Here is a 13,108-nt window from a genome sequence, read left to right on the forward strand (position 1 = left end):
ATGTAAAAGGAATGTGCTCATGTCAGTATTTATAATATTGCTGGTCGTGGTGGTGGTTATTTTTGCAGTCAAAGATATTCGCCTCAACCTGATCAGCCGTCCTACGTTTAAAATGTTTAAAAAGGTACTTCCGCCGCTCTCGCAAACTGAGCGAGAGGCAATGGAAGCCGGCGATGTATGGTGGGATGGTGAGCTATTTAGTGGTAATCCAGATTGGCAAAAACTGCATAACTTTCCAAGGCCTGAACTTAGCGATAAAGAAAATGACTTTATGGATAATCAGGTTAACACGCTACTGGCGATGCTAGATGATTACCAAATTGTACAAAAAGATAAAGACTTGCCAAAAGAAGTCTGGGATTACTTAAAAACAGAGGGCTTTTTTGCGCTGATCATTCCTGAAAAATTTGGTGGACGTGAGTTCTCTGCCATTGCTAATTCAACCATAGTGTCAAAAATTGCCACAAAAAGCTTAACTGCGGCGGTTACAGTTATGGTGCCTAATAGCTTAGGCCCAGGCGAGCTGTTACTGCATTATGGCACAAAAGAGCAACAAGACCGTTGGTTGCCAAGCCTTGCAAGTGGTAAAGATGTACCGTGTTTTGCACTTACAGGCCCAGAAGCAGGCTCTGATGCCGGCAGTATTCCCGACTCAGGCGTAGTGTGTAAAGGGCAGCATAATGGTGAAGAAGTTATAGGCCTGCGTTTAAATTGGTCTAAGCGTTATATTACGCTTGCGCCGGTTGCAACCGTACTTGGCCTTGCCTTTAAAATGTATGACCCAGATGGGTTATTAGGCGATGAAAAAGAGCTAGGTATTACCTGTGCGCTAATTCCTACAGATCACGAAGGGGTAGAAACGGGTGAGCGCCATTATCCATTAAACATGGCATTTATGAACGGGACTACCTACGGTAAAGATGTTTTTATTCCGCTAGAGTGGATTATTGGTGGTGAGCAGGGCGCAGGACGAGGCTGGCGCATGTTGGTTGAGTGTTTAAGTGCTGGACGCGGTATTTCTTTACCTGCACTAAGCACCGCAACAGGGCATTTAGCCTCTAAAATGACCTCTGCTTACTCTGTGGTACGCCAACAGTTTGGTGTATCAATTGGCCAATTTGAAGGTGTACAAGAAGCCTTAGCCCGTATTGGCGGGTTAACGTATACGTTAGAGTCTGCGCGTTTAATGACCGCAGGCGCAATAGATTTAAAACTGAGCCCATCGGTTGTTACCGCCATTGCAAAATACCATATGACCGAAATGGGGCGTACGGTAATGAACGATGCAATGGACATTCATTCTGGTAAAGGTATTCAAGTTGGGCCTAATAACTATTTAGCCCATGGTTATATGGGGATCCCGGTATCGATTACCGTTGAAGGGGCAAACATTTTAACCCGCAACTTAATGATTTTTGGCCAAGGTGCCACCCGTTGTCATCCGTTTGTGTTAAAGGAAATGGAAGCTGCCGCAATGGAAGACGATGATGCAGCACTTGATCAATTTGATAGTTTATTGATGAAGCACATTTTATTTGCTGCCAGTAACGCCGGCATGGCTTTTGTGCATGGTCTTACGCGAAGCTGTTTGGCAAAAGCGCCCGTGTGCGGTGCAACCGCAGTGTATTACAAACAGCTAAGCAGAATGAGCCGAGGGCTTGCTTTTACTACAGATGTAGCCATGTTGGTACTTGGTGGCGAGTTAAAGCGTAAAGAGATGATTTCGGCGCGTTTAGGCGATGTGCTTAGCCATTTATATTTAGCGTCTACTGTATTAAAGCGCTTTGAAGATGAAGGGCGCCAACAGGCTGATTTACCTTTTGTGAAATACGCTATTGAAAATTCTCTTTATGAGATAGGCCAAGCGTTTGATGGTTTTTTCAAAAACTTTTCAAATCCGGTGGTTAACTTTTTACTTAAACGCATTGTGTTTCCGCTGGGGAATCACTACCACAAGCCAAGTGATGAAACAGCCCAAAGTATTTGCGAGCATATGACGCAACCTGGGGTGTTTAGAAACCGCTTAACGCACTTATGTTATGTAGATGAAAATGCGGGCACTGGCGTGATGGAAAATGCATTTTTAGCTATGCACGATATGCAAACACAGTTTAAAGAGTTAAAAAACTGGCAACGCAGTGGTAAGGTCCCTGCAACGCTCGACATAGAAGGCGCAATAAATTACGCACTAGAGAATGAGCTCCTTGCGCAAGCAGATGCCGATGCAATGCACCATACCAATAAACTAAGAAAACAAGCAATTGCCGTTGATAACTTTAAACCCGGTGAATTATAACGCTTAAGATAAGCGCTAAACGTAAAAAGGCCTTACATGTGTAAGGCCTTTTTTGTGGTGTATAAGTTAGCGTGCGTAAGGGTCTGCAACTATTTTATCTATATACCATTTCCCTTTTTTACGAAGCATTTTAACGCTGCGCATATCATCGACTTTATCGCCATTAAAGTAGCCTGTAAAAATGAGGTTTATTTTAGCGTTATCGCCATATTGTTCGCGTACACTCATGTTGGTCATATCGACTTCAATTACTACTTCATCGTATTGCAGGTTTACTAAGTTGCGGGCAAATTGCTTAGCGGTGCCATAGGATTTCATAATTCGGCTGAGGTTAGGGGTGGCCATTGTGCTGGCTTTTTGTAAATCTTTTTGATTATACAATGCATCAAAGTAAGCGGTGGCTGTATCGCCCGGTGAGTCGCCCAGCGTTTGTACGCTATCGCCACAGGCGGCTAAAAATAAGCATACGATAAAACTTAAATAAGCTGTTATTTTTTTCATGTTGAATGTTTTTAATTAATTTTTTTAAAGTGTGTGGTTAATTAAACAAGATGTAAAGCAGCACTGGGGAATAAATAGAAAATTGAATCATAAATAATAAAAAAGGATGCCATAAGCACCCTTTTAAGTATCTCAAGGAGAGAAGTTTACTGTACTAATTCTTGCTCGCTAAATTCTTCAGCAAACATTGGGCTAGACAGGTAACGCTCTGTGGCACTTGGTAAAATCACCACAATATTTTTATCAGCGTTTTCTGGCTTTTCAGCAAGGCGTTTAGCGGCAACAACAGCTGCGCCTGATGAAATACCCACTAAAATACCTTCTTTTTTCATTAGCTCATGAGCCATTGCAATAGCATCTTCGTTTGATACTTGCTCAGCACCATCAATCACACTTAAATCAAGGTTTCCAGGAATAAAGCCTGCGCCAATACCTTGAATTTTATGTGGGCCTGGTTTTACTTCTTCGCCTGCAAGCGTTTGGCTAATAACAGGTGAGTTAGTTGGCTCAACTGCAATCGCTTTAACATCTAGGCCTTTTTCGTTTTTAAGGTAACGGCTAACACCTGTAATAGTACCGCCAGTGCCTACGCCTGCTACAAAAAAGTCTACTTTACCATCAAGCGCTTCAAAAATTTCTGGGCCGGTTGTTTCAAAGTGAATTTTAGGGTTAGCTGGGTTTTCGAACTGTTGTAATAAAATGTATTTTTCTGGATCTGTTGCTTGAATTTCTTTTGCTTTTTCAATTGCGCCATTCATACCTTTAGCGCCATCTGTAAGCACTAAGTTAGCGCCTAATGCTTTTAATAGTTTGCGGCGCTCTAGGCTCATTGTATTTGGCATGGTGAGTGTTAATTTGTAACCACGTGCTGCTGCAACAAATGCAAGGGCAATACCTGTATTACCCGATGTAGGTTCAATTAGTTCTTTACCTTCAACAAGCTGACCTGATTTTTCAGCTTCCCAAATCATTGATGCACCAATACGACATTTAATACTAAAGCTAGGATTACGCGATTCTACTTTAGCGTAAACGTTTCCGCCTGTTACGCGATTAAGTTTTACCAGTGGTGTATTACCAATGCTTAGTGAGTTATCTTCAAAAATAGTAGACATAATGTTCCTTTGGATACAATCTGATCAATGTGTTAATAGCCTTTGCTATTAACTATATAAATACACTTTACTGCGAGTTTAAAAAAACTAAAGTAAAGTTTGGCTATAACATATATCTATTGGGCTTATAACCAGCCGAAATAAAAATTAGTTATTATTGTTGCTTTAGTTATTAAAGATGCGGGCTCATTTTTAAATTTAAAGAGTAAATTTCGCCCCGTAGTTAAAAAATGCTCAGAGTAGGCTAATTATTGCGATGTTTTTGTGTGTTATTTGCGCACATGAATATAACTTGAATACTTTTATCACACAATGCGCCTAAAACATGTTAAAAACACTCTATCTATATTCAACTAAGCAATCACAATGAAGTTAATCTTAAAATTAATTGCCGGTATTGTGGCCGGTATTTTGGTCGGGCTTTATGTGCCTCTCACAGGTGTTGAGCTTTTATTTACTGTTAAAGAACTTATTGGCCAACTTATTTCTTTTACCATCCCATTAATTATTTTATTTTTTATTGCTTCGGGAATTGCGGGCTTGCCTAAAGGGTCTGGCCATTTATTAGGTAAAACTGTTGGCTTTGCTTATAGCTCTACTGTAATTGCGGGTACGCTTGCCTTTTTATTAGTAAGTGCGGTTATTCCACTGCTAAGTGGCAATATTACGTTTGAAGCCGAAGTTGCCACTGAAATTGGCAGTTTTATTGATTTAGAAATTCCACCGCTGATGGGTGTAATGACAGCGCTTGTGACTGCATTTGTGTTTGGTATTGGCATGAGCCAACTTGAATTAGAAACACTTAAAAAAGTGTCTGATCAGGGTCGCGATGTAATCGATGCTTTATTATCTAAAGTAATTATTCCGGCATTACCATTTTACATTGCAGGTGTATTTGCAGAAATGACCGTAGCAGGTACCGTGGTAGATACATTGCAAACCTTTGGTGTTGTGCTTATTGCAGCACTTGTTATGCATTGGCTGTGGCTAACCGTATTATATGTTTCTACGGGGATATTACTTAAACGTAACCCGTTGGAGCTAGTTAAAAATATGCTTCCTGCTTATTTTACAGCGCTGGGGACAATGTCGAGCGCGGCAACCATTCCAGTGTCTTTGCAATCAAGCAAAGCAAATAACGTAAAAGAAGATGTAGCAAACTTTACAGTGCCACTGTGCGCTACTATTCATTTATCGGGTTCTACCATTACGATTGTGACGTGTGCAATGGCCGTTATGTTTTTATCGCCAAGCATGGAAGTACCTTCTTTAATGGGGATGCTACCGTTTATTATGATGTTAGGGGTAGTAATGATTGCAGCGCCAGGTGCGCCTGGTGGAGCAGTAATGTCGGCGCTCGGTTTATTAACCAGTATGCTTGGCTTTAACGAAGGCGCTGTTGCACTTATGATTGCACTTTACCTTGCGCAAGATAGCTTTGGTACTGCGTGTAATGTTACAGGCGATGGCATTATTGCCCTATGGGTAGACCGTTTTAGCGAAAAAGCAGCGTCATAAAAAACTAAAGTACTGGTTTTTAGCAGTAGTAAAATAATGCTAAAAGATGAGTACACCTAAAGCGAAGCAATAATATTAGTTATTGTTTCGCTTTAACTGTGGTAATGTGGCAAATTAGATTGTTTGTCGCGTATTGTTAGGTTAATGAGGGTATTACATTGATTAATGTGCTTTTAGTTGATGACCATGAGCTGGTACGAACTGGTATAAAACGTATATTAGATGATGTACGTGGTTTTAAAGTGGTAGGCGAAGCTAAAGATGGAGAGGCTGCGGTACAGTTTTGTCGCCAGCACGCACCTAATATTGTATTAATGGATATGAACATGCCTGGCATGGGTGGCTTAGAGGCCACAAAAAAGATTTGTCGCTATTGCCCAGATGTAAAAATTATTGTGCTTACGGTTAATTGCGAAGACCCGTTTCCATCAAAAGTGATGCAAATTGGCGCGCATGGCTTTTTAACCAAAGGTGCAGGCTCTGATGAAATGGTTCGTGCTATACGGTCTGTTCATGCAGGTCAGCGTTATATCGCCCCAGAAATTGCACAACAAATAGCCCTTGCACAAGTAACAGGGCGTACCGATGAAAACCCTTTTCAAAGCTTATCTGAGCGCGAGCTACAAATTATGCTAATGATCACCAAAGGTGAAAAAGCTCAAGATATTGCCGAGCGCTTAAATTTAAGCTCAAAAACAGTGAACAGCTACCGTTACCGTATGTTTGAAAAATTAAACGTAGGGGGCGACGTTGAGCTTACTCATTTGGCTATTCGCCATAAAATGATTGATATAGACGTATCTCATTAATTTTTTAATTTATGTCTGAATTCGATCACGCCCAATTTTTAAAAACGCTATCAAGTGAACCGGGTGTATACCGTATGCTTGATAGTGAACAACAAGTTATTTATGTCGGTAAAGCTAAAAACTTAAAAAAACGGGTAAGTAGCTACTTTAGATCTAATCTAACCGACAGTAAAACCCGTGTGCTAGTGAGTAATATTTGCGATATTGAAGTTACGCTCACAAACACCGAAACCGAAGCCCTGCTGCTTGAAAACAACCTTATAAAAAAATATCAGCCGCGTTATAACATTTTATTACGTGATGATAAGTCATACCCCTATATATTACTTACCAGTCATAAACATCCGCGTTTAGCCTTTCATAGAGGCAGTCGCAAGGTAAAAGGCGAGTACTTTGGCCCTTTCCCAAGTGCTGGCGCAGTGTCGGAAAGTTTGCGTTTAATGCAAAAAATATTTCCTGTACGTCAGTGCGAAGATGCCTATTACCGTGCCAGAAGCCGCCCGTGTTTACAGTATCAGCTAAAGCGCTGTTCAGCACCGTGTGTTAATAAAGTGACAGAGCAAGAGTACGGCGAACAAGTTGATTATGTACGTAAGTTTTTAACAGGTAAGTCGCACGAAGTAATAGCCGATTTAATAAAAAAAATGGAAGCGGCGAGTAAAGACCTTAACTTTGAGCTCGCAGCTAAAGTGCGCGACCAAATTATGCTACTGCGCAAAATGCAGGAGCAGCAGTCTATTTCAGGTAATTTTGCTGAAATGGATGTGGTAGGTTTTGCGCACTTAAATGGATTAAACGGGATTCATTTATTAATGATCCGTGATCATAAAGTGCTAGGCAGTAAAACCTATTTTCCAAAAGTGCCTAAAGATTCGGGGCAAGAGGAAATACTCACTTCGTTTTTAGGGCAATATTATTTAGCGCCTGGTGCGACAGGGCGCATAGCAAAAGAAATTATTTTACCGTTCGAGATTGAAGAAAGTAGCGCATTGAGTGAAGCGCTTACGCAAATTAGTGAGCGCAAAGTATCGCTTAAAGTGGTTACCCGCGGAGAGCGAGCACAATACCTTCAGCTTGCTAATAAAAACGCATTAAACAGCATTACCGTTAAACAAAGTACGCAAGACTCTATAAACAAACGTTATGCACAATTAAAAGCGACCCTAGGCTTAGATGATATAAACAGAATGGAATGTTTTGATATCAGCCATACCATGGGGGAGAACACAGTAGCCAGTTGTGTAGTATTTGATTCGCAAGGGCCAAATAACAAAGAGTACAGGCGCTACAACGTAACGGGTATAACCGGCGGTGATGATTACGCGGCAATGGAGTTTGCACTGAACAAACGCTACAACAAAGTGGTAGATGAAGACAAAATTCCTGACGTTATATTCATTGACGGTGGTAAAGGGCAATTAGGCCGTGCAGAGCAGTATTTCGCTACGTGGCCACATGCTAAAATGCCGCTGTTAGTCGGTGTAGCAAAAGGCACAAGCAGAAAGCCAGGCCTTGAAACCTTATTAATTGATGGCGGACGAAAAACGATTCCTATGGATTCGGATGCGCCAGCACTTCATTTAATCCAGCATATTCGCGATGAGTCGCACCGATTTGCCATTGCAGGGCACCGTAATAAGCGCCAAAAACAGCGCACGCAATCATTATTAGAAGAGATCAACGGAGTTGGTTCTAAGCGCCGCCAAACATTATTAAAATATTTAGGGGGCATGCAAGGGGTAAAAGCTGCTAATATAGAACAGTTAAAGAAAGTTCCTGGGATCAGTCCTGACATGGCTGAGAAGATATTTAACCATTTGCATGACAAGGGCTAGCCCTTCATGCGAATATAGAAAAAAAGACATATCCAAGTAGTTATGTGGAATATTCCAAACACACTCACAACCTTTAGACTTTTTCTTATCCCCATATTTTTGGTGATATTTTACTTGCCTTATAGCTGGGCGTTTTTTGCTGCCGCTTTTATTTTTTGGCTTGCATCAATCACCGATATACTTGATGGCTATTTAGCACGAAAGCTAGAGCAATCTACGCCTTTTGGTGCGTTTTTAGACCCTGTAGCCGATAAGGTTATGGTGTGTGCTGCACTTGTTGCGCTCTCTGATCATTATCAGTCTATGTATATGACGATTCCGGCCCTTATTATTATTAGCCGTGAAATAGTGATATCTGCATTACGTGAGTGGATGGCCGAACAAGGCAAACGTGGAAACGTTGCAGTATCAAATATGGGCAAAATAAAAACCGCGGCGCAAATGCTGGCGATTATTGGCCTAATTTGGCAATACGATACGTGGATGATCTATTTAAGTTTTGCTTTATTGTATATAGCCACCTATTTAACACTGAGCTCTATGGTGCAATATTTAATGGCTGCATGGAGTGAATTGACCAAAAATTGATTGTAAACGTCTAATAACGCACCGTTTTAGATAAAAAATAATCAAACAGTTCAAAAGTGGCATTTTTTGTGTTGACGCGTTTAATAATCTCTGTAGAATGCGTCCGTGTTGAGAGGGCATAGCCCCTAAGATAAAGAAAACCAAAGTTACTTAGTTAGCAGCGTATACATCGCAATATGTTGAATAACGCAGATAATTAAATAATAATGCGGCACTAGCTCAGTTGGTAGAGCGCGACCTTGCCAAGGTCGAGGTCGTTCGAGCCTCGTGTGCCGCTCCAAGTTTTCATTAGGTTGTCCAACGGTTTGGCGGAATGGCAGAGTGGCCATGCAGCGGATTGCAAATCCGTCCACCTCGGTTCGACTCCGGGTTCCGCCTCCATTTAATTACTCCACATGCTTTAAATAGCAAACTCGATGCCCGAGTGGTGGAATTGGTAGACACAAGGGATTTAAAATCCCTCGACTAACAAGTCGTGCCGGTTCAAGTCCGGCCTCGGGCACCACTTTTACTAAAGTCCTTTTAGTAAATTAAATACTCCCTATTTTTAAATAAATACCCATTTTTTATATAACAATCACTTTGTTTATGTTTTTCTATTCTTTAAAGATTAATAGCAATTGGCTTAAAACAAGACAATCGTGCTTAAAGCAAAGCATACGTATTGTTACACGTTAGCGTTAGTTGTTTAAACCTACATTACTTTTCCTATATCCCTTTGCTGCTGCCGTCTAAATCCAATTCAGTTCATCAAAGCAATTTACATACATGCGCGACTACCTGATGATATAAACTTGATAGCTAAAGGTGCAACTAATAGCAATTGGTCGTTATGCGCTTATATGTGCGCTCTATTTATTTAAAACAACGTGTTTTAGAGGTGTATTGCCAAAACTAAACAGTTTGATGATTAAATACGGTCGTTAATGTATTAGCTAAAGTGTAGGTAAGGGAGGAAATAAAGTGCAAAGCAAAGCGACACAAAGCCGCTTTGCTAAAGTACATAATGCTATAACTTTGTTTGTGCCTTATAAATAGGGTATTCGCTCATTAAACCCTGAATAAGCGCCACGCACATTAAAATAAGCACAATTGAGAAAGGTAACGCAGTGGTTACTACTCCCGACTGCAAGGCCTGCAAGGCTTGAGAGCCACCTACCCACAGTAATACGGCGGCTATTGCCCCTTCAATCGATGCCCAAAATATACGTTGTGGTACCGGCGCATCAATTTTTCCGCCAGCGGTTATGCCATCTATTACAAGTGAGCCAGAATCAGAAGAGGTAATAAAAAATACTAAAACAAGCACAATTGAGATCACACTAATAAGGCCACTAAGCGGAAGCTGCTCATAAACTTGAAATAGCGTTACAGAGATATCGGTTAACCCGTTTTGCCCAAGTGGGCCTACTTTATCAATAATTTGTGAAATCGCTAAATTACCAAATACCCCCATCCACACTAAGCTTAATAGTGTTGGCAGGCCAATGACGACTAATAAAAATTCTCGCACGGTACGGCCTCTAGAAACACGGGCAATAAACATTCCTACAAACGGCGACCACGATATCCACCATGCCCAGTAAAATACTGTCCAGGCATGCATCCAGTCTTCATCTTCACGGCCAAACGGATTACTAAGCGGAACCATATGTTCTACATATGCACCAAAGGTAAACCATATTGCTGTAATTGAGTCACTAAAAGTAAGCGATATTATGGCTACAAGTAAAATAAATGCACATATAAGATTGATGTTACTAAGTACTTTCACACCCCCTTCAATGCCTTTAATAACAGAAACAATAGCAATACAGGTAACGAGCGCTATAACTGTAATTTGAAAAGCGGTACCGTAGTCAGTGCCCATTAAATAATTAATACCACTTGTTGCTTGCTGTGCCCCTAAACCAAGAGACGTTGCTAAACCAAAAAGCGTGGAAAGTACAGCAAGTATATCAATAACGTGACCAAGCCAGCCCCAAGCACGATCGCCAAATAAGGGATAAAACACGGAGCGTATAGATAAAGGAAGGCCTTTATTGTAAGCAAAAAACGCTAAGCTAAGTGCAACAATGGCGTAAATTGCCCAACCATGTAAGCCCCAGTGATACATGGTGGCGCCCATGGCTAAAGAGTGAGCTTCTGGGGTATTTGGCTCTGCGTTCATTGGCATTAAATACCAATCAGTAAAATAGGCTGCGGGCTCTGCGACACCCCAAAACAGTAAACCTATCCCCATTCCTGCGGCAAATAACATTGCCAGCCATGAGAGATAACCATGTTCAGGTTTTGCATCAACACCCCCTAAGCGAATTTTACCAAGAGGGGAGAGCGCAAGTGCAAAGCAGAATAATACGAAACCATTAGCAATCAACATGAAATAGCTATCAAATTTATTGATAATGGCATCTTTAGTTGAGGTAAGTGCTTCCCTGACCACTTCAGTGTCAAGCAATAAGGTAAGGGCAACAAATAGTATGACTAAAAATGCGCTTATTCCAAACACTGGGTTATGAACATCAAACCCCCATTTTTGTACGTTATCTTGACCTACCTGATAATCGGTAGTGTCAATACTGTATTTGTTCAATTGGTCATCCATCATGACTCCTTTATATTATAGATAACAAACTTCAATTTTATAGTACGTAAGTAAATCAAAAAGCGCCTATTACTGATATTTAATTATGGTATATATCTCTGAAATACATTAATAAATTTTTATATAGTTTGAAAGGCAAAAAAAAGCGAGCTAATGCTCGCTTAATAATTTTTTAATTTAGCGTTACTTCCACGCGTTTGGATCAACCTCTTTGGCAAGCTTAGGGTGCTTGTCTTTGTCAAACGTAGGTAATACACCTTGCTTGTTTTGCGCGTTGTAATCTTTTGATAACCACACAACAACGCCTGAAAGCATAAACAGTGCAACTACGTTTACAATAGCCATAAGGCCCATAGAAATGTCAGCAAGTGTCCAAATAATACCTAGTTCACCAATGGCACCAAACATAACCATACCTAATACAAGTAATCTAAATATAAACATTCCTTTAGTAGAGTTGTGCTCTAAAAACATTAGGTTTGTTTCGGCATATGAGTAATTCGCGACAATAGAGGTAAATGCAAAAAACAAAATGGCAATGGCAATAAAGTAAGTACCCCAGTCACCTACGTGCTCTTGTAGTGCAGCTTGCGTTAACTCTATTCCCAATACACCCGATTCAGGCACAAGTTGATTAGACAGTAAGATTAATGAGGCAGTGGCTGTACAGATCACAATAGTATCTATAAATACACCTAGCATTTGCACATACCCTTGCGAGGCTGGGTGCGGTGGATAAGGTGTTGCCGTTGCTGCGGCATTGGCTGCGCTACCCATACCGGCTTCGTTCGAAAACAAACCGCGCTTAATACCTTGGATCATAGCTTGCGTTACACCATAGCCAATTGCACCGGCGCCTGCTTGCTCTAAACCAAAAGCACTTTTTATTATAAGTACAATAACATCAGGTAGGGCAGTAAAGTTAATCGCGCATACATATATAGCAACTAGCAAATAGGCAAGCGCCATAAATGGAACAACCATTTCGGCAAAACGTGATATTGTTTTTAATCCACCAAAAATAATAATGCCTGAGCCAATTACAAGTGCAATGCCTACTATATACTTAGGTACATCAAACGCTACTTCAAATGCGGCAGCAATAGAGTTTGACTGTACAGCATTAAATACCAGGCCAAAGGCTAAAATTAAGCATAATGAAAACAACACACCCATCCAGCGTTTGCCTAAACCACGCTCCATATAATAAGCAGGGCCACCTCTAAAGTTGCCATCAGCGTCTTTAGTTTTATAAGCTTGCGCTAACGTACTTTCTGCAAAGCTAGTTGCCATACCTATTAAAGCAATCAGCCACATCCAAAATATAGCCCCAGGGCCACCTAAATAAAGTGCCACGGCAACACCGGCCATATTACCTGTTCCAACACGCGCCGCTAAAGAAGTACAAAAAGCCTGAAAAGAAGAAATCTCATCTCCACCACATTTACGTGAGCCAAACATAACTTTAAACATATGGGGGAATTGTACAAATTGAATAAAGCCTAACCGAATGGTAAAAAAGACACCTGCTGCTATTAATAAGTAGACGAGAACTTGGCCCCAAAGTAAGGCACTTATACTATTTATTATATCTGTCATGAATACTACCTAAGTACATGAGTTGAAAAAGTGCTGGCAACTTACCATAACAAATCAAAAGAGTTTAGTTTTAAAAGCAAAAAAGCAGTCTTATCCACAGGCTTTTGTGGGTAACATGTGTTTTTAATGTGGGGTTCTTATGGGTATAAATTAAATGCAATTTTATTCAATAAAACGCTTGCGTATAAAACGTTTCTCCCTATAATGCGACCCCACTGAGACGGCAGAGCGCAACGCATAGC

The 13,108-nt window shown here is 40.8% G+C and carries 9 protein-coding genes and 3 tRNA genes; 8 read left to right on the forward strand and 4 right to left on the reverse strand.

The genetic code is table 11. From position 1 onward, the window contains the following. Nucleotides 1-19 precede the first annotated feature (19 nt). Nucleotides 20-2,296, forward strand: coding sequence for an acyl-CoA dehydrogenase (locus AN390_RS15000; protein ID WP_055255255.1), 2,277 nt, complete (start codon nucleotides 20-22; stop codon nucleotides 2,294-2,296). A 66-nt stretch (nucleotides 2,297-2,362) separates the two neighbouring features. Here the strand turns inward: AN390_RS15000 and AN390_RS15005 are convergent, their stop codons facing one another. Together AN390_RS15005 and cysK are read right to left on the reverse strand one after the other, a co-directional pair. After that, nucleotides 2,363-2,797, reverse strand: coding sequence for a hypothetical protein (locus tag AN390_RS15005; RefSeq protein ID WP_029773124.1), 435 nt, complete (start codon nucleotides 2,795-2,797; stop codon nucleotides 2,363-2,365). A 146-nt stretch (nucleotides 2,798-2,943) separates the two neighbouring features. Beyond that, complete coding sequence (gene cysK / locus AN390_RS15010) at nucleotides 2,944-3,912, reverse strand: cysteine synthase A (protein WP_004589513.1); 969 nt, start codon at nucleotides 3,910-3,912, stop codon at nucleotides 2,944-2,946. 366 nt (nucleotides 3,913-4,278) lie between these two features. On the opposite strand from cysK, the gene AN390_RS15015 reads away from it, so the two are divergent. The 7 genes from AN390_RS15015 (at nucleotide 4,279) to AN390_RS15045 (ending at nucleotide 9,167) form a co-directional block, all read left to right on the forward strand. After that, the gene (locus AN390_RS15015; RefSeq protein WP_024033649.1) at nucleotides 4,279-5,430 is read left to right on the forward strand and encodes a dicarboxylate/amino acid:cation symporter; all 1,152 of its coding nucleotides are present in this window, start codon (nucleotides 4,279-4,281) and stop codon (nucleotides 5,428-5,430) included. A 158-nt stretch (nucleotides 5,431-5,588) separates the two neighbouring features. Continuing rightward, nucleotides 5,589-6,239, forward strand: coding sequence for a UvrY/SirA/GacA family response regulator transcription factor (gene uvrY / locus AN390_RS15020; RefSeq protein ID WP_004589511.1), 651 nt, complete (start codon nucleotides 5,589-5,591; stop codon nucleotides 6,237-6,239). Nucleotides 6,240-6,250: 11 nt separating this feature from the next. Beyond that, nucleotides 6,251-8,074 (forward strand): excinuclease ABC subunit UvrC, encoded by a 1,824-nt coding sequence (gene uvrC / locus AN390_RS15025; RefSeq protein WP_004589510.1) that lies wholly within the window; start codon nucleotides 6,251-6,253, stop codon nucleotides 8,072-8,074. A 42-nt stretch (nucleotides 8,075-8,116) separates the two neighbouring features. After that, nucleotides 8,117-8,662, forward strand: a complete 546-nt coding sequence (gene pgsA / locus AN390_RS15030; RefSeq protein WP_024033647.1) for a CDP-diacylglycerol--glycerol-3-phosphate 3-phosphatidyltransferase — start codon at nucleotides 8,117-8,119, stop codon at nucleotides 8,660-8,662. A 208-nt stretch (nucleotides 8,663-8,870) separates the two neighbouring features. Further along, nucleotides 8,871-8,942 (forward strand) — tRNA-Gly (locus AN390_RS15035). A 27-nt stretch (nucleotides 8,943-8,969) separates the two neighbouring features. Then, nucleotides 8,970-9,043: transfer RNA gene (locus tag AN390_RS15040), tRNA-Cys, on the forward strand. Nucleotides 9,044-9,080: 37 nt separating this feature from the next. Then, a tRNA-Leu gene (locus AN390_RS15045) sits at nucleotides 9,081-9,167 on the forward strand. Between the two features lie 504 nt (nucleotides 9,168-9,671). Here AN390_RS15045 and AN390_RS15050 read toward each other — a convergent pair. Both AN390_RS15050 and AN390_RS15055 read right to left on the reverse strand, forming a co-directional pair. Further along, nucleotides 9,672-11,267 (reverse strand): BCCT family transporter, encoded by a 1,596-nt coding sequence (locus AN390_RS15050; RefSeq protein WP_024033646.1) that lies wholly within the window; start codon nucleotides 11,265-11,267, stop codon nucleotides 9,672-9,674. 183 nt (nucleotides 11,268-11,450) lie between these two features. Beyond that, a complete protein-coding gene (locus tag AN390_RS15055; protein WP_024033645.1) occupies nucleotides 11,451-12,866 on the reverse strand; it encodes a sodium:alanine symporter family protein in 1,416 nt (471 codons plus the stop codon). Nucleotides 12,867-13,108 lie beyond the last annotated feature (242 nt).

The organism is Pseudoalteromonas sp. P1-11, assembly GCF_001399995.1.
Taxonomy (GTDB): Bacteria; Pseudomonadota; Gammaproteobacteria; order Enterobacterales; family Alteromonadaceae; genus Pseudoalteromonas; species Pseudoalteromonas atlantica.